Source organism: Marinimicrobium sp. C6131, assembly GCF_026153455.1.
GTDB lineage: Bacteria > Pseudomonadota > Gammaproteobacteria > Pseudomonadales > Cellvibrionaceae > Marinimicrobium.
This window is the reverse complement of record NZ_CP110629.1, coordinates 536,458-554,524: the sequence shown is the minus strand read 5'-3', so window position 1 is coordinate 554,524 and position 18,067 is coordinate 536,458. Positions and strand designations below refer to the sequence as shown.

At 57.4% G+C, this 18,067-nt stretch carries 18 protein-coding genes; 8 read left to right on the top strand and 10 right to left on the bottom strand.

Annotated elements, in window-relative coordinates:
- Positions 1-167 precede the first annotated feature (167 nt).
- Both OOT55_RS02365 and bfr read left to right on the top strand, forming a co-directional pair.
- Positions 168-377 (top strand): bacterioferritin-associated ferredoxin, encoded by a 210-nt coding sequence (locus tag OOT55_RS02365; protein ID WP_265367562.1) that lies wholly within the window; start codon positions 168-170, stop codon positions 375-377.
- A gap of 162 nt (positions 378-539) precedes the next feature.
- The gene (gene bfr / locus OOT55_RS02360) at positions 540-1,016 is read left to right on the top strand and encodes a bacterioferritin (RefSeq protein ID WP_265367561.1); all 477 of its coding nucleotides are present in this window, start codon (positions 540-542) and stop codon (positions 1,014-1,016) included.
- A gap of 4 nt (positions 1,017-1,020) precedes the next feature.
- Here the strand turns inward: bfr and OOT55_RS02355 are convergent, their stop codons facing one another.
- From OOT55_RS02355 to OOT55_RS02340, 4 genes are all read right to left on the bottom strand, one after another.
- Positions 1,021-1,797, bottom strand: a complete 777-nt coding sequence (locus tag OOT55_RS02355; protein WP_265367560.1) for a hypothetical protein — start codon at positions 1,795-1,797, stop codon at positions 1,021-1,023.
- 50 nt (positions 1,798-1,847) lie between these two features.
- Positions 1,848-3,983: a serine/threonine-protein kinase gene (locus OOT55_RS02350; RefSeq protein ID WP_265367559.1), complete on the bottom strand. Its 2,136-nt coding sequence runs from the start codon at positions 3,981-3,983 to the stop codon at positions 1,848-1,850.
- Between the two features lie 73 nt (positions 3,984-4,056).
- Positions 4,057-4,539 carry an STAS domain-containing protein gene (locus OOT55_RS02345; RefSeq protein WP_265367558.1) on the bottom strand — a complete coding sequence of 161 codons (483 nt, stop codon included), beginning with the start codon at positions 4,537-4,539 and terminating at the stop codon, positions 4,057-4,059.
- Positions 4,540-4,545: 6 nt separating this feature from the next.
- Positions 4,546-5,730, bottom strand: coding sequence for a SpoIIE family protein phosphatase (locus tag OOT55_RS02340; RefSeq protein ID WP_265367557.1), 1,185 nt, complete (start codon positions 5,728-5,730; stop codon positions 4,546-4,548).
- Positions 5,731-5,906: 176 nt separating this feature from the next.
- Here OOT55_RS02340 and OOT55_RS02335 point away from each other — a divergent pair, with 176 nt between their 5' ends.
- Positions 5,907-6,209 (top strand): PilZ domain-containing protein, encoded by a 303-nt coding sequence (locus OOT55_RS02335; RefSeq protein WP_265367556.1) that lies wholly within the window; start codon positions 5,907-5,909, stop codon positions 6,207-6,209.
- A 37-nt stretch (positions 6,210-6,246) separates the two neighbouring features.
- Here OOT55_RS02335 and OOT55_RS02330 read toward each other — a convergent pair whose 3' ends face one another.
- The 3 genes from OOT55_RS02330 to cadR form a co-directional block, all read right to left on the bottom strand.
- The gene (locus OOT55_RS02330; protein ID WP_265367555.1) at positions 6,247-7,014 is read right to left on the bottom strand and encodes a VacJ family lipoprotein; all 768 of its coding nucleotides are present in this window, start codon (positions 7,012-7,014) and stop codon (positions 6,247-6,249) included.
- A gap of 200 nt (positions 7,015-7,214) precedes the next feature.
- Positions 7,215-7,499, bottom strand: a complete 285-nt coding sequence (locus OOT55_RS02325; RefSeq protein ID WP_265367554.1) for a hypothetical protein — start codon at positions 7,497-7,499, stop codon at positions 7,215-7,217.
- A 97-nt stretch (positions 7,500-7,596) separates the two neighbouring features.
- A complete protein-coding gene (gene cadR / locus OOT55_RS02320) occupies positions 7,597-8,004 on the bottom strand; it encodes a Cd(II)/Pb(II)-responsive transcriptional regulator (protein ID WP_074210454.1) in 408 nt (135 codons plus the stop codon).
- Positions 8,005-8,143: 139 nt separating this feature from the next.
- Here cadR and OOT55_RS02315 point away from each other — a divergent pair, with 139 nt between their 5' ends.
- Complete coding sequence (locus OOT55_RS02315) at positions 8,144-9,337, top strand: transposase (protein WP_265367553.1); 1,194 nt, start codon at positions 8,144-8,146, stop codon at positions 9,335-9,337.
- A 294-nt stretch (positions 9,338-9,631) separates the two neighbouring features.
- Here OOT55_RS02315 and OOT55_RS02310 read toward each other — a convergent pair whose 3' ends face one another.
- On the bottom strand, positions 9,632-10,717 hold the full coding sequence (locus OOT55_RS02310) for an OprO/OprP family phosphate-selective porin (protein ID WP_265367552.1): 1,086 nt from the start codon (positions 10,715-10,717) through the stop codon (positions 9,632-9,634).
- Between the two features lie 434 nt (positions 10,718-11,151).
- On the opposite strand from OOT55_RS02310, the gene OOT55_RS02305 reads away from it, so the two are divergent.
- The gene (locus OOT55_RS02305; protein ID WP_265367551.1) at positions 11,152-13,257 is read left to right on the top strand and encodes a putative bifunctional diguanylate cyclase/phosphodiesterase; all 2,106 of its coding nucleotides are present in this window, start codon (positions 11,152-11,154) and stop codon (positions 13,255-13,257) included.
- Positions 13,258-13,336: 79 nt separating this feature from the next.
- Here the strand turns inward: OOT55_RS02305 and OOT55_RS02300 are convergent, their stop codons facing one another.
- Both OOT55_RS02300 and OOT55_RS02295 read right to left on the bottom strand, forming a co-directional pair.
- The gene (locus OOT55_RS02300; RefSeq protein WP_265367550.1) at positions 13,337-14,017 is read right to left on the bottom strand and encodes an HAD family hydrolase; all 681 of its coding nucleotides are present in this window, start codon (positions 14,015-14,017) and stop codon (positions 13,337-13,339) included.
- A 19-nt stretch (positions 14,018-14,036) separates the two neighbouring features.
- Positions 14,037-14,855: an AfsA-related hotdog domain-containing protein gene (locus tag OOT55_RS02295; RefSeq protein WP_265367549.1), complete on the bottom strand. Its 819-nt coding sequence runs from the start codon at positions 14,853-14,855 to the stop codon at positions 14,037-14,039.
- A gap of 440 nt (positions 14,856-15,295) precedes the next feature.
- Here OOT55_RS02295 and OOT55_RS02290 point away from each other — a divergent pair, with 440 nt between their 5' ends.
- From OOT55_RS02290 to OOT55_RS02280, 3 genes are read left to right on the top strand one after another with little or no spacing between them, the layout of a single operon-like run.
- A complete protein-coding gene (locus OOT55_RS02290) occupies positions 15,296-16,021 on the top strand; it encodes a substrate-binding periplasmic protein (RefSeq protein WP_265367548.1) in 726 nt (241 codons plus the stop codon).
- 14 nt (positions 16,022-16,035) lie between these two features.
- Positions 16,036-17,598 carry a sensor histidine kinase gene (locus OOT55_RS02285; protein WP_265367547.1) on the top strand — a complete coding sequence of 521 codons (1,563 nt, stop codon included), beginning with the start codon at positions 16,036-16,038 and terminating at the stop codon, positions 17,596-17,598.
- Positions 17,570-18,019 carry a response regulator gene (locus OOT55_RS02280; protein WP_265367546.1) on the top strand — a complete coding sequence of 150 codons (450 nt, stop codon included), beginning with the start codon at positions 17,570-17,572 and terminating at the stop codon, positions 18,017-18,019. The genes OOT55_RS02285 and OOT55_RS02280 overlap by 29 nt, the downstream gene beginning before the upstream one ends.
- Positions 18,020-18,067 lie beyond the last annotated feature (48 nt).

Genomic DNA, 18,067 nt, shown 5'->3' with positions numbered 1-18,067 from the left:
TGATTTTATAAATGATCCTGAAAGGCCAGGACTATATAGAAACTGGCTATCAGACTCCCACCGGAGATAGCAACACAAATGTTAATTATTCTCAAGCCCTGTTGACACAAATTCTCATTAACATTACCATAATGGTGTCCGTCAACCGTGTTCCGGGGTATCTGGCTATGTATGTCTGTGTCTGCAAGGGCATTACCGACCACCAAATCAAAGACGCGATCTACGCTGGCGCTACCACCGTGGGCAAACTGCGTAAAGCGTTGGGGGTCGCCTCCCAGTGCGGTAAATGTACCTGCCTGACCCGTGAGCTCATTGACGAAACGCTGCCTCAAGCCGAATACGCCGAAGCCCAACCACTTCACTACGCTGTGGCGTGATACCAGCACCGGCAAGCGCACTGAAAATCAGTCTTATTCAGATTCACTTTCCCCTTATACATCAAGCACTTAGCAGGCAAGCACCGCTTGACACCGTGACCGTCCCGGCCCAGACTTAAAGGTTGTGCACCCACCCTCGCCCACCTATCGACGGAGACGGCTATGAAAGGCGACGCAAAAGTCATCGAAATTCTCAACACCTGCCTCGGCAATGAGCTGGTAGCCATCAACCAGTACTTCCTGCATGCCCGCATGTACAAAGACTGGGGGCTGAAAGAGCTGGCCGACCACGAATACGAAGAATCCATCGACGAGATGAAACACGCCGACATGCTGATTGAGCGGATTCTGTTTCTGGAGGGGCTCCCGAACCTGCAGGACCTGGGCAAGCTGCTGATCGGTGAGAACACCGAGGAAATGCTGGCCTCCGACCTCAAACTCGAGCTGAAAGCCATTCCTGACCTGCGCGATGGCATTGCCTACTGCGAGTCGGTACAGGACTATGGCAGCCGGGATCTTCTGAAGCACATTCTGACTTCGGAAGAGGAGCACGTGGACTGGCTGGAAACCCAACTGTCACTGATCGATAAAGTGGGTATTCAGAACTACCTGCAGTCCAAAATGGACAGCGACGGCTGATCGGTCAATTCAGCAGTCCCAACACCCCAATCGAATAGGCCCGGCGCTCATCGGCGCCGGCCAGCGCTTCGGGCTCAACGATACTGCCCAACGTGAGCCCTTCACGCTGAAAGCGGGTATCTCCGGTACCTCGATCAAAGCTGATGGGCACCACGCCGTCAAACTGATAGGCGATAATATCGCCTTCATCCACGCCAACGCTCACGGGAAAGCTCAAACGGACCAACCCGGACTGCTCTGCCCTGATAGGTAGACTCTCCCACACGACCACCAGGTTTTCCTCCACTGGACGCAGCACTTTCACCACCAACTGTCCGGGCGATTCGAAATGACCCGCCATACCGGTCAGGGTTCCGGACCGTGGAATGGGATTGGCAAGGTCAACCAGCGTGCGGGATTCCTCCCCCCGGTGGGCGCGACTGACCAACTCCCCGCCGACATAGTCAAGCAGATCAGACTGCAACAGAAAGTCCCGGTAGCTGTCAATCTGGGCCTGTACAAAATCCCTCACCAGTGCCCGAAGCTGGGAGGACTCCTGCACCCGGGAGCTCTTTTCGGTGGACAGCACATCAATGACCCGGTTGCGTTCGCTCAACTCGGTGCGTAGCCGCTCCTCGCGTACACGCATGTCCGTGATCTCGTCACTGGCCTGATTGAGCTGTCGCTGCAGTTGCGCATTCTCATCGCGCAGCGCTTTCACGTTCGGCTGGGCCAGACAGGCCGTAAGCCCCAGAGTCATCAACAACGCTGAAACTCGTCTGAGGATCACTATTGATTTCATCGCACTCTCTCTTTTGGTCGTTGCGGCCGATCCGGACGCTACGCGCCTGATCAGCCACCGATCTGAAATGACACGCTGGCCAGCGCCTCCCCGTCGGAGATCAGATCCAGATGATAGCCACCCTCGACGAAACCGGTCACCGGACGCTCGAGGCGAAAAAACGTGACTCCCCCCTCTCCCTGAATGACCACAGGGACCAGTGCAATCTGCAACTGGCGGGAGCCGTCATACAGAATAGCCTGTATCACCGAACTTGTCTCACCGAAATTCCGGTAAGCAAAACCGGCATACAGCACTCTGGCCGGGGCCAGGTTAGCCTGTTGCTCACCCTGCAGGTCTTCCATGGGCTCGGGACTGACCCTTGCCCGCTCAATCTTCGGCTGTAACGCAGCATCACGACGCTCACTCCACTCCACTTCCAGGGAGAGGAGCGCACTGCTGTCAGTAAACTCGCGGCGCGCTTCACGCAATTGCGCCCCCGCCGCCTCAAGTTCATCGTTGGCGAGCAGGGTTTCGATTCGGCTGATCACTTCCTGAAGCCGTGCTTCGCGAGCGGCCTGGGCCTGACGCTCGATTTCCGCCTCGCGAAGCCGGTCTCGCTGGACCGCCAACCGCTCGCGCTGCAAGGCCAGTTTCTCACTGTCCGGAAATTCCGTCATCGCCCGATCGATCTGCAGAAGCGCACCTTCCAGATCACCCTGCGCGGCCAACTCGCCCGCCGCTTCGCTCACGTCCTGGATTCGATCATCCCGGCTCGGTACGACCGATATCGCTTCGTCATCGGGTTGTGACGAACCCACCTCACCCGAATCCGAAGGGGTTTGGTCACTGACCGTTTCTGATGGGACCTCATCCAGAGGCTCCACAGGCACTGACAGCTCGGCAGTCACCGCGTCGGCAAGCGCCGCGTCAGGACCACTCCGCGCCGGCTCTTGCCGCCCCTCAGCCGTATCACTCCCGGCAGATGACGCGTCGACAACCGGCGGCGCCTTCTGGTCATCGTCCTGCTCGACAGGCGCCTCCGGGACCGCCTCTGGAGACGCCTCCCCGGTGGCTTCGCCATCCGGATCCGGCAGAAGCGGAGCTATCCGACGCTCCCATTCAGCGCGCATCGGTTCCTGCCATACATAGCCCGCGCTGGCGACCACGAGCACCAACAGCAGAGCCCAGACCCAGCCCCCCTGTCGAATCTCTCCCTTATCGCTATCCCGGTCGATACGATCCTCGTCATGAACCGCCAGATAATCGCCGGATACCTCAAGATCCGTATCAGCCTCGTCCTCACGATCTCCGACCGATTCAGTCATGACGGCCTGGGGTTGATGCAACGTGGGCGACTCGCCGTCTGCGTCTACAATCAGAGAGCGCTCACCTGCCCGCTCCAGGGTATCCAGAGTGTCCCGATCAAAAGCCTCCAGGGCGTCCACCAATTCGCTGCCCGTCTGAAAACGATCCTCCGGCGCTTTGGCCAACGCCCGATCTATCAGAGGCTGAAACGCCGACAGATGCTCTGGCAAGCGCGGAATGCTGTCAGAAATGTGCATCACGCCAATGGCGACGGCAGAGTCCGAGTCGTAGGGGAGGTGTCCGGTCAATAACAGAAAAAGAACGACTCCCAGACTGTACAGGTCCGAGCGACTGTCCACCGCCGCACCCCGGGCGTGCTCAGGGCTCATGTAGTGCGGTGTACCCACCGTGGTTCCGGTCTGGGTCATAGCGGAGGTCTGATCCACTATGCGAGCAATGCCAAAATCCATTAACACCGCGCGCCCGTCCTCGGCGTGCAACATGATATTGTCAGGCTTGACATCCCGGTGCACGCACCCCTTGCGGCCAGCGTAATCCAGGGCCCGAGCAACATCCTTGATGACCCCGATACACTCGTACAGGCTCAGTTCAAAGCGCCGGTGCTTCAGGTCCCGGCCCGGAACGTATTCCATGGAGAGGAAGTGGTTGCCCCGATGCACACCGACATCGTAGACCGTGACAATATTCGGGTGCACCAGACGGCTGACAATACGGGCTTCGTGCAGGAACCGCTCGCCGAAGGTCGGGTCGCGGGAGAGGTGGGGGTCCAGAACCTTGAGCGCCACTTCGCGCTCGAAGCTTTCCTGAATCGCCAGATACACCCGGGCCATACCGCCTTCGCCCAGAGTGTCGATGATTTTATAGCCGGGTATCTGCATGCGTTGCCAAGGGTGCCGGGACCAGACTCGGTCGGTTTTCTGCCGCTCGGGAGGGGGAACCCTCGCGAGACAGTCAGCGCTCTTCGAGCATTTTTACCAGATTCCGGAAGGTTTCGCGATTATCCTGGTTGAGCCCCATCAATATCTTGTGGGCTTCGATCACCTTTTCCTTGACCTGCTGCTCCTCAGTAGCGTCCATTGCCAGTGGCTGCTCGGGCTTCACAGGCGCCTCCAGATCGCTGACGATGGTGAAAATTTCCTGGAACCCCATAGTCCGCAACAGCCGGTTGATACTGTCATTATTGGAGAAAATGACCGGCGTGATGCCTTTTTCCTCACGCCCCTGCAGGGCAATTTTTGCCATCAGACCAAGGGTGGTGCTATCGATGGCTTCAGCCTCAGACAGATCGAACATCACATCGCAAAAGTCGTCCCGGCTGAACATGGTATCGATAAACTGGTCGAACGAAATGCACAGGGTCAGGCGCACGTCACCGACCATCTTGATGACATAGACCCCCGAGTGATCCGCAACCAAAATCTGACCGGGACGCATGCCTAATTACCTCTTGATAACCGTCATAATCGCGATGTCGTCAGGCGTTTCGCTGACATCTTCAATACCCAGCGCCGAACACACGGACTCGAGACTGTCGCCGTGATCTCGCACGGTTTCCAACAACAGCTCCTCCTTCTCTTTCAGCACTCTCGGCGGCAATACTTCCAGCACCCCATCAGAGAAGCAGACCAGAGAAAATTGCGCCGGCAGTTGCACCTGGTAAATCTCCCAATCCGGGTGGGCAAAGATCCCCACAGGTTTGCCGTTCCCGGCCAGAAACCCGGCCCCTTCCGGAGTGATCAGAATAGGCATGGGCAGGTGACCCGCCACAACATAGCGCATTTCCTGTGTCTGAGTATCAATGACTCCGACAAAAAAGGTCAAATGATGGTTCAGCCGGGTTTCATTCAACTCCCGGTTGATCTGCTGAAGCATGGTATTCGCGCCATCTTCAAAAGATTGGGCATCGCAGAACAGCCCTTCCTCGCGCACCATACGGCTGACCAGATGTTTCAGCCAGATGGTCACAAAAGCCGAGGACGCGCCATGACCGGACACATCTGCCAGATAAAACGCCAGATAACGCTGCTTGAGGTAGGCGTAGTCTACAAAATCCCCACTCAGATAGAGCGATGGCGCGATGTGGTGGGCTACGTGATAGCCCTCCGGGGTATCCAGAGGAACCGGCAGCAACCGCTGCTGGACCTGGCGCCCCGCCTGCTGATCGCGCTCCAGTACCCGAAGATTCTCTCGCAGTCCGCGGTTGGCAAATTCCAGTTTGTCCCGGTAGCGCTGATTCTGAACCAACAGGTCGCAACGTTCCAGCGCCCGGCGCACCGAGTGCACCAGCATTTCCATATCAACGATGGGTTTGATCAGGTAGTCACTGGCACCGAGTCGAAGGGCCGAGACCACATCCCCCATGACCCCAGCGCCCGAGACCACAATCACTGGCAGATCCGGAGCGTCTTCATGCAGGGCCTGAAGCACCTGAAGGCCATCCAGGCCCGGCATTCTGAGGTCAGTGATGACCAGTTCCGGCTTTTGCTCCCGAAAGACCGCGAGCCCGGAAGGGCCGTCGGTCGCTTCCAGCACCTCAAACCCGCTGTCTTCGAGGTAGGCCACTATACTCTGGCGGACCGGCGCGTCGTCGTCGATGATCAGCAGTTTTCTGCTCGCGTCGGTCATCTCTTTGTCGGTCCGGGTGCCGGAAAAGTCGTGGGTTGCATAAGGCGCAATACACTACTCCCTTCTCCGGGCAGGCGCAAGCTGTTCAAAGTGCGTTTTTTAGACTAAGTTTAAGCGAGGAAACCGGTCGACAGCCGGTTAGCCCACTGACGTCAAACCCATCCGGAGGGCCAGACATGACCGTCGACAGAGCGCATCAGGAGAAGCGGGATTTCATCCGCATGAAGATCGATACCCCACTCAGGGCGCAAATCAGCGGCGAGGGGGTGGCGGCAGAAGGGCTTTGCCACGAACTGAGCGGTGGAGGCATGCAGCTGGCCACCGAGCACTATCTGGAGCCCGGTACCGAACTGGAAGTGACCATATCCTCTGAACACGGTCAGGCCCCCACCCTGAAAGCCAAAACCCATGTTGTGCGGACGGAAACCCATGGAAAGATACACCGGGTCGGGCTGGAAATTCTGGAAATCCTCCACTGATCCAACCCGGACGGTACCAGACCGGGTGACGATGCCTCTAGAAAGGGTCGCCACCCTCTTCCCCAAAGTCGCCGTATTCGGACATATCCATATCCGAGCCGAAATCATCCTCCACTTCGCCGTCATTGACCAGATAATCCCGGCGCTGCAGATAGGCGTCGCGAATGAAAATGTAATGGTCCCCCGTGAGGTGCTTCTCCAACTCCATCAGCTCCGAGCGCTTATTGATATAGTACAGGGCGACGGTACTGTTGCGGGTACGAGTATGGTCTATATAGAACAGCGGATCGGAAAGCCAGTCCACCGGCAGGGCCAGGGTGTCGCGGACGGTACTTGACCCCAGAATCGGCAACACCAGATAAGGGCCCCGGTCAAACCCCCAGACCGCCAGCGTCTGCCCGAAATCCTCATGATCGCCATTCTCCAGTCCCACGTGCTTGGCCACGTCAAACAGCCCGCCCACACCCACGGTGCTGTTGATCAGGAAACGACCCGAATCGTGCAGTGCCGACCCGGGCTTGCCCTGAAGCACTCCGTTGAGCGCGCTGGGCACCTCCAGCACGTTGTTGAACGCATTACGGACCCCGGCCTGGACAAACTCCGGGGTAATGAAACGATAGCCACGGGTGACCGGCTTGAGCACAAAGCGGTCGGCGGTCATATTGAAGGCGTGAATACGACGGTTGAAGTCCTCCCAAGGATCCTCAAACTCATCGGCGCCCAGCGCCAGCCCGGACAGGCTGAGCAACAAAAGCACGGCGGGAACCTTGATCCATCTCAGGGCCACACGGCGGGTGTCAATCACTACAAGCTACCTCTGTCGGCTGCTTCGAACGCATCGAAGGCTGTGATGTGGTGTCGTGCGGGAGGGCCGGGTGCATGATCCTTATACGGCAGCGGTCAACGCCTCCAAGACGTCAGTGTACCGGCAGATGCTAACATTGATCTGTAAAAAAGTGTTAGCCCCGACGCCCACAGGCGTCGGGGCTTGGTCATACAAAATGATCAGAACGACAGACTCATGCCCACGCCCAGATACTGATCGTCACGGTCGACACCATTGTCGATCAGATCACTGGTCTCGTTGGTGTAGTAACCGTACAGCTTGGTCTTGTCGGTCAGCTTGTAGTCCGCACCCAGGCTGATGGCCTCACCGCCACCTTCATTGATGTCGGAGCTGCCAGCCTGCGCTTTGAAAGACCAGACATCGGTGGCCTCCCACAGAACGGAGACGAAGGCACCATCTTCATCGGTGGTGGCGTCTTCATAGGTTTCGAACAGGGCGCCCACATGGATATTGGGGTAAGCGGATTAAATGGTTGATCTTACCTTTGCATGAGAGTGAGACAGACCGGCATCTCATCGGATTATCTGGTTGATGCTTCACCTACTGCTGGTGCATGTTTCCTTCGCTAATTCCAGCAAGAATCCCACACGCCTCAACCTCCCGGTCATCGTTGCAACTCGCTCTCAGTGAAACGAGTTGTTTCTCAAGCGCTTGCAGAGCGGTTATCTGCGACCGCACATGAGAGATGTGATCATCGAGCAAGGCGTTGACGGCGGTACAAGGCTGATGAGGGTCGTCCTGATAGCTCTGTAGTTCGTGAATCTCAGCCAGTGACAGGCCCAGGATTCTGCAGCGACGGATGAAGGCCAGCCCCTCACCATGCTTCTCGGTATAGACACGGTAACCGTTGTCCTGCCGATCAGGCGGCGGCAACAAGCCCTGCTGTTCATAGAAGCGGATCGTCTGTGTTTCGACCCCTACCAACTGCGCCAACTGACCAATGCGCATCAGCCTCCTCCCCAACGGATTCTTTACTCTATTGACCTTATAGTAGCCCTGAATCCGTGAGACCGGCCCCCGGAAGCACTTCTAACCCACTGACCTGCATGGCAATATAGCCATTATCGCCATTCACCCAGACAGTGCCATGCCCAACATAAAGTTCCGCGCCAGTTGCCGCACCCTCACCAGCCACGCCGGGCTGTCCATCATCGGGCAATGCTTCGAGATCGCTGGCGTCGACAGCATCGACAGCCGCTTCCCCACCACGCTGGGCATGCGCACCAGTGACGTGATCAAGAGCTACCTGGGCCTGCTGTGTCTGGGCATGAGCGACTATGACGCTGTCGAGAACTTCCGCCGCGACAAGCCCTTCCAACAACTGCTGACCCTGCAGAAGGTGCCGAGCGCGGCGACGCTGCGACAGCGGCTGGAAAAACTTGCCGCCAACGACCTGCAGGCGCGCACCGCCACCTGGTCCACGACCCTGCTGTCACTGATCGAAGCACCGATCACCGCCGAGACGACGCACGTCTGCCTGGACATCGACACCCTCGTCATGGACAACAGCAACTCGAAGAAGGAAGGCGTCTCGCGGACCTACCAGAAGGTCGATGGCTACACCCCGATCGCCGCCTATCTGGGCAACGAAGGGTGGTGCCTGGGTCTGGAACTGCGGCCTGGCAAGCAGCACACCATGAAGGAGAGCAACGCCTTCCTGGAGCGGGTACTGCCTCGCGCCCAATGCTTGACCAAGCAACCGATCCTGTTACGCGAGGACAGCGGCTTCGACAGCCAGGCGCTGTGGCCGCAGACCGTCTCGATCCACGACGACAACAAGACCGAATACGTCGTCCAACGCGTGATGCGCCTGGTCGAGCGCACCGCCGATCGCGATGGCCAGTTGCTGCTCGAACCGGACTATGAGTTGGAAGGCTGGTGGACCAGCCTGGACGAGGCGCCGGAGGCGGTGATCAAGCGCTACCAGGCGCATGCCACCCATGAGCAGTTTCACAGCGAGATCAAGACCGATCTCGACCTGGAGCGCTTGCCGTCCGGCAAGTTCGCCACCAACGATCTGATCCTGCATCTCGCCCAGTTGGCCTACAACATCCTGCGCCTGATGGGACAGCTGGGCATGACCGGCGAGCTGAGCCCGGTTCGCCACCCGGCCAAGCGGCGCCGGCTGCGCACCGTGCTACAAGAGCTGGTGCACCGTGCGGCTCTCGTGATTCACAAGGCACGGCAGATCATCCTCGACTTCGGGCAGGATATCGGGCGCATGACGGTGCTCAAGACGCTGCGGAGCCGACTGCGTTATCCACGAGGAACGCCATGCTGACCGTCAATCGGCGACACTCTATCCACAAGCAGTTCCAAGCGACACGCGATCGCCAGATATGTCGTGCCTGGCGGGTGGAAAGGCATGACAAAACGGGCCGTCAGCACCGATCAGCACGGTGGGTTTTGGCAATAACGGGCTTGCGAAAGCCAACTTGCACGGGGCGAATGATCAAAAAGTGCTCGCTGGCGGTGATAGGGAAAGTGTCGGCGCCGGCTTCACGGATTCAGGACAATGTTTCCCGTACCAGTGCCCTATCAAGTGGTGAGCTCAACCAAGCACTCTCCCATGCGGTCAAAATGCATATTGTAACCTCGCACGCACTTCATCTCCGCTAGCGCCATTGGCTTCTTCGCCATCCATGTAGCTCATTCCAAGTCGAACATTCTTGTTGGCGTAATAGTTAACGCCCAGTGTTGTTTGCTTACCGTCGGTCGTGGCCAGCCCCACATCACTGTATTTTCCGTCACCATCCTCAAAGCGGGCAACAACTTCCCAGGCCCCTTTGGGTGATGCCGGTTTTACCCGCTTGAATACTCCGGCTTTGTAAGGACGGCTTTCGCCGGTGATGATCCAGCCAAGCTGTACGTAATAGCCATCAACATCCACCTGGCCTTCCTCGGAATCGAAATATTCGGCCTGGGCATGGAAGGGCCCGGAAGCGCCGGCGAGCTCCAGATTAAACGTATCGACCTCATCGGCCTGAGTGTCGGCATCACGCGTGGTATAACCCGCACCAAGATGAACAACCATATTGTTCGTTTGAATCGGTGCAACCGTGCCCCGTGCGGTTACTGCCGTGTTATTGAAGTCGTCGTCGCCATTGCCGTCTGCCTCGAAGTAGCCGATACCGTAGGTCCAGTTGTCGCCTTTGCCACTGAGCTGGATGCCGCCGCTGCGATCGGGGGCATAACGCTCGGTCATGGCGGATCGCTCAAGGGCCGAGATGTCTTTTGAACTCGTTAATTGTTCCAGGCCGAATGGCTCTCTCTGCTTACCAATAGTCACGGTTGCAGCTGAGCCAAATCCCAGGTAGCGAATGTACAGGTCCTCAGCGGTCCCGCCGTCGGCGCCATCACTCTCAGCCACGTTGAACTGGGTTTTGTACGCCCAGTCGCCAAAGTGGCCCTCGGCGTAGAGGCGTGCCCGGCGCACGTCGAAATTGGTAGTGTCAACACCGTTGTCGTCAGACTGCGTGGCGTCGTAATCCCATTGAAGGCGCCCGCCGAGCTGAAAAGACGCTGACTTATCCGACGTTTTCACCTTGATACCGCTCTCGGTATCGATCACAAGGTCTTTGCCGCTGGTCGTAACAGTTCCGGCCTGTGCGGCGGAAGCTGCAGAAATCGCCAAAGCCAAGCCCAAATATTTCTTGCTCATAGTGGTTTTTTCCTTTCAGTTTGCTTGTGGGTATTGAAGACTCCTAACTTGCAGTCGGGTGTTTAAATAGGCTGTAAAGACAACCAGAGTCACTACCACGTCATTTGAAAACCGGGCTATTCTACCGAAAACCGGCTCAAATATGTCACTTTGGTGTCGATCTGATGTCCGTTAAGTGAATATTTTATGTCGTAAAAATGACATTTTTATGACACCCTGTAATTCAATGCGCGCCGCACCCGTCCGAACCGGGCCGGCACCACCGGGCTTCGCTTTTTCCCGGCGAACCGACTACAGTAATTACTGTCGGGCCGCGTTTGGCGTTCCGACCACTGACGCATCAACGATTGTGCGGCTGTTCTCCTGAGGTCTCCTCTTGAAATAGCCCAGATGCCTGTAAAATACCAATTTCCGTCGGCACTTACGGATTATTCATGGCCACATCGCTGAAAGTATTGTTTATTGAAGACTCCGAAGCAGACGCCGAGCTCACCACCGCCGAGCTGGTTCGGGGCGGATTTGATCCTCACGGCCATCGGGTCGAAACGGCGCCGGACCTGGAAGCGGCGCTAGAGCAACCCTGGGACCTGATCATCTGCGACTATCGCCTGCCGCGCTTCAGCGCCGAGGATGCGCTGGCCGCTCTGAAGCGAAGCGGACAGGACATCCCCTTCATCATCATGTCAGGCGCCGTGCAAGCCGAAGACACCGTCAACCTGCTCAAGCAGGGTGCCCACGACTTCATGGACAAACATGCGCTCGCACGCCTGCTGCCCGCTGTCGAGCGGGAACTTCGGGAAGCGGAAATTCGCGTCAAACGGCGCAAGGCCGAAGATCGGGTCAGAGTGCTGTCGCGGGCGGTTGAACAAAGCCCGGTTTCCGTCGTCATCACTGACCCCAGCGGCAACATCGAGTATGTGAACCCCCGGTTCGAGGAACTGACCGGCTATTCCGCCGAGGAAGCCACCGGACGCGAACTGGGTTTCTCCATGGTCGACCAGGACAGCGCCCAGGCTTTATCCGAGCTGTGGTCGACGGTCAGCGGTGGCCGGGAATGGAGTGGCGAGTTCTGCAGCGCCCGCCGGGACGGGCAACTGCTGTGGGAGCAGGTCAGCGTCTCCCCCCTGACCGATACCGATGACCGGATCACCCACTACGTCGTCATCAAGGAAGATGTGACCGTCCGGCGCAGCTATGAAGAACAACTGTTGCGCCAGGCGCACTACGACCAACTGACCGGGCTGGCCAATCGGGTGCTGATGATCGACCGGATGAGCGTCGCCCTGGAGGCGGCCCAGCGGGATGATCACAAGTGTGCCCTGCTGGTCATTGACCTTGATCACTTCAAGAATGTGAACGACAGTCTTGGACACAGTATTGGCGACAACCTTCTGAAAGAGTCCGCCGGGCGCCTCAGCGGTTGCATCCGCGGCGGCGACACGCTGGTACGGATGGGCGGCGACGAGTTTGTGGTGATCATGCCCAAAGTCGATTCCGCCCGCGAAGCCCAGAAAGTGGCCGAGCAGATCATCGAGCAGTTTGAGCGCCCCTTCACGATCATCGGAAAGCAGTACCGTGTCACTGCGAGTATCGGTATTGCGCTCTACCCCGAAGACGGAAAAAATCCCCACCTGGTTCTGCGCAATGCCGACTTGGCGATGTACAAGGCGAAGGACCTGGGGCGCAACCAATATCACTTCTTCACCGAAGAGATCAATCAGCAATTGATTGAACGGTTGGAGCTCGAGGGACGACTGAGGCGGGTTCTGGAAAAGGGTGAGCTGACCCTGCACTACCAGCCCATCTATTCACTCGAGGGAAACTTTGTCACCGGCGTCGAGGCCCTGGTCCGCTGGCGCCAGCCCGACGGCAGCCTCTGGGGACCCTACCGGTTTATTCCACTGGCGGAAGAGATCGGAATGATCCACGCGATCGACAACTGGGTTCTGCGCAGTGCCCTACGGACGATGGCGCCCTGGCTTTCGGATAGCAACGAAACCATGCGCCTGGCTCTGAATATCTCCTCCCAGCAATTGCAGATGCCCGGGTTCCATCAATACGTTGCCGAACAACTGACCGCCAACGGTGTCACGCCCTCACAGCTGGAGCTGGAAATCACCGAGCGAATGCTGGTGGATAATTCCGACTCTACGCAGGAAAACATCCAGCGTCTTTGTGACATGGGCGTGCGACTGTCAATTGACGACTTTGGAACCGGGTACTCTTCATTGGGCTACCTTCAGAACTACCCGTTCAACACGCTGAAAATTGATCGCAGTTTTGTCTGCAACATCGGGATCAATACCCACACGGCCCGGCTGATTGATACCATCATCACCATGGGACACGGCCTGGGTATGGAGATTGTGGCGGAGGGGATTGAATCGGATCTTGAGCGTCAGTTTCTGAAAGCTCATGGCTGCGATCAGGGGCAGGGCTATCTGTTCAGTCATCCACTGCCGTTGGAGCAGCTTCGTCCGCTGCTCGAAAAAGCGGTTCAGGAACAGCCGTCGTTTTCAGAAAATCAGCCCGACGGATAAAAGAACTCCCGCAGGGGTTGCTGCGGGAGTCAAAGGTTCACTCTCAAGAGAATGCTGAATTGTTATTTCAACCAGCGCCTCAGGCAGGGGCAATCACCCGCCAACCCATCGCTCTCGCTTTCGCCTCCAACTCCCGTCCACCACTGACCACCGTCGGCTGACCGACGGCACTGAGCATCGGGAAGTCCGACACATCATCGCCATAGGCAAAACAGTGTTCAGGCACAGCGCCCTGAGCTTCCAGGAACTGTGTCAGCGCCTCCACCTTGCCAGAGCCGATGGTCTGGGGCGGGAGAATTTCACCGGTATAGCGCCCCTGATGGACCGCCAGGCGGGTCGACAGCAGATGCTGCACCTGTAACTCCTGCGCAATCGGCTCAAGCAGTGCCGGAAAAGAACCTGACACAAACACCACTTCTCGCCCCGCCCGCTGATGGGCGCGCAGTTCGGCCAATGGACGGGGGTGATAAAACGGCGCCTGGCCGTGGCGCATTTCATCAAACCAGGCCCTCCCCATGGCACGGACCTCTTGAGGACACCGGCCCTTGAAATGGCGGTAATACAGGCGGTTCAGAAACTCCCAGGAGGCTCCGGGGTGCAAGTGCTGGCGCAGGTCCTGTTCGTAAGCCCGCTGCCCTTCATCGTCACCGGTTCGCTGATACCAGAAGGTCTGAAAGCTGAGCATGCTTTTGATCGAGATCAGCGTGTCGTCAACATCAAAAAACACATACTCTTGTGTCAATGTCGGTAATGCCGTCATGAAAACACCTCCCTGCGACTCAGAAGTTATCGACGCGCTGCAACATCTCGGCATAGGCAGCTGCTGCACTCTGCGCCTGGAGCTGACCGTCCACAAACGCCAGATGCGCCTGTTGCGCCTTGGCCGCCATCGTCGCCTCGCGCTTGCCAATCCGGGCTTTATCCATCGCGGCAAACGTAAAGGTCAGCGAGGAGACGTCCATTCCACACTGCTGCACCACTGCCTCGGTCACAAAGCTCAATTTTCGCGGGTTATCCGTGCTCTGCTCCAGAATTCGACACTCAATGGTCGCCGACACAGGAAAGGCGAAATTGTTGTACTTGACAGACATGTCGTTCAGGACAAAGGCATAATCGACTTCGTTGTCGGGCAGGAAGTACTGCTCAACCACAGCCAGCATCCCCTGGCGAGCCGCTTCTATCAGGATCATACCCTGCACATGTTGACCGCTTTGGTGATCCTGCATCAGCTCGCATTGCTCATCGATCAGCAGATGCATGGTGAAGGTGTCCACCGTCTGCCGCACCGGAACGGAGATCAGGGTATTTTCAGGACGATGCTTGTGGGTCAGACTGGCCGGAGCGCGAGCCGGAAGGCTGTGCCAGAGAGTGAAGTCGAATTGACTCAGGTTTGGCGATTGCGCGGCTTCCTCAAGCAACTGTCTGACATTGGCATCACTCAGGCCCTGACCGGGGACCAGCACCGTCCGCCCCTGTCCAGGCACCAGCGGGATGGAGAGGCTCAACAGCCCACGCAGATTGGAGTACGTTATGGCATCTTTGCCGTGGACATACGCAGAAAACTTGTCACCGACGACAAGAACAATACGTTGTTTCATAATATTCACCTCAGCTATTTAAACAGACTGTGCCCACCGGTTGGTGTGGCATCAAATAGCTCAGTGCAAAAAAGCGACCTTTTCTGTACGGCACAGGCCACTTTTTCAAGTCGGAAATTTTGACAGAGCACCGAATCGTGGGTAAGTCGTTGTTTCAACGACTATTTTTGTGTTCGCTTACAGAAAATTCACACAAAACATCCGCGTGGGTTTGACGGGCTGTGCTAGGATTCAGTCGGACTTGTCCGCCGACCTGGCCACAAAACCAGCAAGATGATCAATAATTAGTCAAAAATATGACGTTTTCAGACTTGTCAACAGAAAGACCCGCAAGAAGTGACAACTTTCAGACAAACCCGTCCACAAACAACGTGTAAATGAGGTTTCTGGTGAAAACAACGCCATTGTTTCGTACATTTTTCCGGACTCTGCTCCTTTTGATGAGCAGTGCGGCATCCGTTCTGACGCTGCCGTCAGCCGCCGACCCGACCTCGTCGGCGGAGACTTCCGAGCCTCCATTGAAGTTCATCACGATTGATGTCGCACCCTGGGCATCCTACAACCCCGAAACCGGTCAACAGGAGGGGGCGTTCGTGGCTATTGTGGAAGCGCTGTCCGAGCTCACCGGGTTGGCCATTGAGACGACACTGACGCCTTTCGCCCGTGTCGATCGGGAGCTCGAGGCCGGGACTCATGACTGCACCATTCTGGTTCCTCGCGATGAGTCCATTGTGATCCACGGGGAACTGGTAGCTGATCATGACGTCGGGGTTCTGTCCCACAAAGACAATCCGATTGATCACTACGATGACCTCCATGGGCAGACCATCTCACTCCTGCGAGGCTCTGCCATTTCCCCGGAGTTCGATCAGGACGAAAACATCAACAAAGTCTATGACACTGACTACCTGATCGCCCTGCGCAAACTTGATCGTCAGCGGGTGGACGGCATTGCCGGCGCCATACCCACCCTGAAATTCCTGGCCAACGAAAGTGGTCTGGCGGAGATGTTGGCTCCACCCTTGAAGCTGACCGATATTCCCCTGATCTTTCAATGTTCACGGCAATCCAGTCAACTGGCGTTAATGCCGTCCCTGAATGCCGCCATTGACACCCTCAGACAGACAGGCCGTCTGGACGACATCACCGATCTGTACCACTTTTAACGGAATCTCGATTCATGCTCTTACGGATTCCCGGCCTCAGCAGCCTGCGTGAACTGAAACGTTCGGGTATCGGGCAGCGCCTGCTCGTGCAGATCATTCTGTTCAGTTCCTTGATTACTCTGGCAGCCACTCTGGTACAGCTGTATACGGATTACCATCGCGATGTCGGCACCATCAAAAACCGCCTGGATGACATCGAGGGCAGCTACCTGGGCAGTATCAGCGCCAGTCTGTGGAACCTGGATATACAGCAGCTTCGCCTGCAGCTCGAGGGGATCCATCAACTACCGGACATCCAGTCCGTCTCCGTGCAGGAAAGCTCGGACAACGTATCCGACCCGCTGGAACTGAGCCGCGGCGAGGGCAACAGCAAGAACGTCATCACCCGGCACTACCCGATCATCCACATTCTGGCTTCAGGCCCCCGCCAGATCGGCATGTTGACCGTGGAGGCATCACTGAGTGAAGTGTATGCGCGCCTGCAGCAGAAAGCCGTGGTCATTTTGTTGAGCCAGGGCGTGAAAACCTTTCTGGTATCACTGTTTATTCTTTATATCGTCTCGCGGCTGATCACCTCTCATCTGACGCACATTTCAGAACGAGTCAGCCGGTTTGAAATCAGCCAACAGCAGCCGCCTCTGGCGCTGGAGCGGCGCCCACCATCGGAGCCCGATGAACTGGATCAGGTCGTTGCCGCGTTCAATACGCTGAGCAAAAACCTGCGGCAGGCCTACGAGCATATGCATGAGGTCAATAATGCGTTAGCCAAGGACATTATCGCCCGCCGTCAGGCCGAGGAGGAAGTCAAACGCCTGAACTCGGTACTGGAGCAACGCGTGCGCCAGCGTACCGCGGAGCTGGAAGCCGCCAATGCCGAGCTGGCCAGTTTCTGCTATTCCGTCTCTCATGACCTCCGGGCTCCACTGAGGCGCATAGAGGGCTTTCGCCGAATTCTCAATGATCGGTACCACGAGCAGGTAGACGATCAGGGCCGGCACTACCTCGACCGGATTGCGGCCGGAACCCGGGAGATGTCAGAAATGATCGACAGCTTCCTGCGTCTGTCCCGCGCCACCCAGGGGGAACTGAATGTTGAAATTGTCGACCTGTCCGCCAAAGTACACCGGTTGATCGCCCAGTACCGGGAGCGGGAACCGGAACGTGATGTCTACCCGCAAATCCAGGATGAAGTCCGCGCCCCGGTTGATAGTCATTTGTTCGATATGTTATTAAGTAACCTTATTGACAACGCCTGGAAATATTCCGGTCATCTTCCGGAAACCCACCTGGCGTTTGGCTTTCGGGAGGAAGACGGCGAACGCATCTATTTCGTCAGCGACCGTGGTGACGGTTTCGACATGCAATACGCCGACCGGCTGTTTGCCCCCTTCAGCCGACTGCACAAGGCGGAAGAATTTGAAGGGGTGGGTATCGGACTGGCCACTGTTCAGCGTATCATCACCCGACACGGTGGACGTATCTGGGCGGAGTCCCGCCCGGGTGAAGGAGCCACTTTTTATTTCACGTTGTGGGAAAGGAACACTGACCGTGAACAGGGACACCATACTATTAGTTGAGGATGACCCGGACGAAGCCGAACTCGCGCTGTTCGGTTTTGGCCAGGTTGGCCGTCACTACGACATCCAACTGGTCCGAAACGGAGAAGAGGCCCTGGAGTATCTCTTCGCCACGGGCCGCCATGCGGACCGCGCCACCGAGCGGGCCCCCAGCCTGGTGATTCTGGACCTGGACCTGCCCCGGATGAGCGGCTTTGAAGTGCTTCGACAGATCCGCTCGACCCCGGAGTACCGCTACACACCGGTCGTCATACTGACCACCTCCGACGAGCAGTCGGACATTCTTCAGGGGTACCAGTTGGGCGTCAACAGCTACCTGTGTAAACCCGTGGATTTTGAAAGTTTTGCCGACCTGCTGCAGCAGGTCAGCGAGTACTGGTTGTCCAGCAACACCCAGCCGGGACGACGCCACAATCCCTGACTCACCCCCTGAGCCGGCCGGTATCGAGCGCGCCCTTTCCGTTCCGGA

What these genes read in the sequence shown, in the direction of transcription:
- OOT55_RS02365 (WP_265367562.1), top strand. Translation starts at nt 168, where the DNA reads ATGTATGTCTGTGTCTGCAAGGGCATTACCGACCACCAAATCAAAGAC.
- bfr (WP_265367561.1), top strand. Translation starts at nt 540, where the DNA reads ATGAAAGGCGACGCAAAAGTCATCGAAATTCTCAACACCTGCCTCGGC.
- OOT55_RS02355 (WP_265367560.1), bottom strand. Translation starts at nt 1,797, where the DNA reads ATGAAATCAATAGTGATCCTCAGACGAGTTTCAGCGTTGTTGATGACT.
- OOT55_RS02350 (WP_265367559.1), bottom strand. Translation starts at nt 3,983, where the DNA reads ATGCAGATACCCGGCTATAAAATCATCGACACTCTGGGCGAAGGCGGT.
- OOT55_RS02345 (WP_265367558.1), bottom strand. Translation starts at nt 4,539, where the DNA reads ATGCGTCCCGGTCAGATTTTGGTTGCGGATCACTCGGGGGTCTATGTC.
- OOT55_RS02340 (WP_265367557.1), bottom strand. Translation starts at nt 5,730, where the DNA reads ATGACCGACGCGAGCAGAAAACTGCTGATCATCGACGACGACGCGCCG.
- OOT55_RS02335 (WP_265367556.1), top strand. Translation starts at nt 5,907, where the DNA reads ATGACCGTCGACAGAGCGCATCAGGAGAAGCGGGATTTCATCCGCATG.
- cadR (WP_074210454.1), bottom strand. Translation starts at nt 8,004, where the DNA reads ATGCGCATTGGTCAGTTGGCGCAGTTGGTAGGGGTCGAAACACAGACG.
- OOT55_RS02315 (WP_265367553.1), top strand. Translation starts at nt 8,144, where the DNA reads ATGCCCAACATAAAGTTCCGCGCCAGTTGCCGCACCCTCACCAGCCAC.
- OOT55_RS02310 (WP_265367552.1), bottom strand. Translation starts at nt 10,717, where the DNA reads ATGAGCAAGAAATATTTGGGCTTGGCTTTGGCGATTTCTGCAGCTTCC.
- OOT55_RS02305 (WP_265367551.1), top strand. Translation starts at nt 11,152, where the DNA reads ATGGCCACATCGCTGAAAGTATTGTTTATTGAAGACTCCGAAGCAGAC.
- OOT55_RS02300 (WP_265367550.1), bottom strand. Translation starts at nt 14,017, where the DNA reads ATGACGGCATTACCGACATTGACACAAGAGTATGTGTTTTTTGATGTT.
- OOT55_RS02295 (WP_265367549.1), bottom strand. Translation starts at nt 14,855, where the DNA reads ATGAAACAACGTATTGTTCTTGTCGTCGGTGACAAGTTTTCTGCGTAT.
- OOT55_RS02290 (WP_265367548.1), top strand. Translation starts at nt 15,296, where the DNA reads ATGAGCAGTGCGGCATCCGTTCTGACGCTGCCGTCAGCCGCCGACCCG.
- OOT55_RS02285 (WP_265367547.1), top strand. Translation starts at nt 16,036, where the DNA reads ATGCTCTTACGGATTCCCGGCCTCAGCAGCCTGCGTGAACTGAAACGT.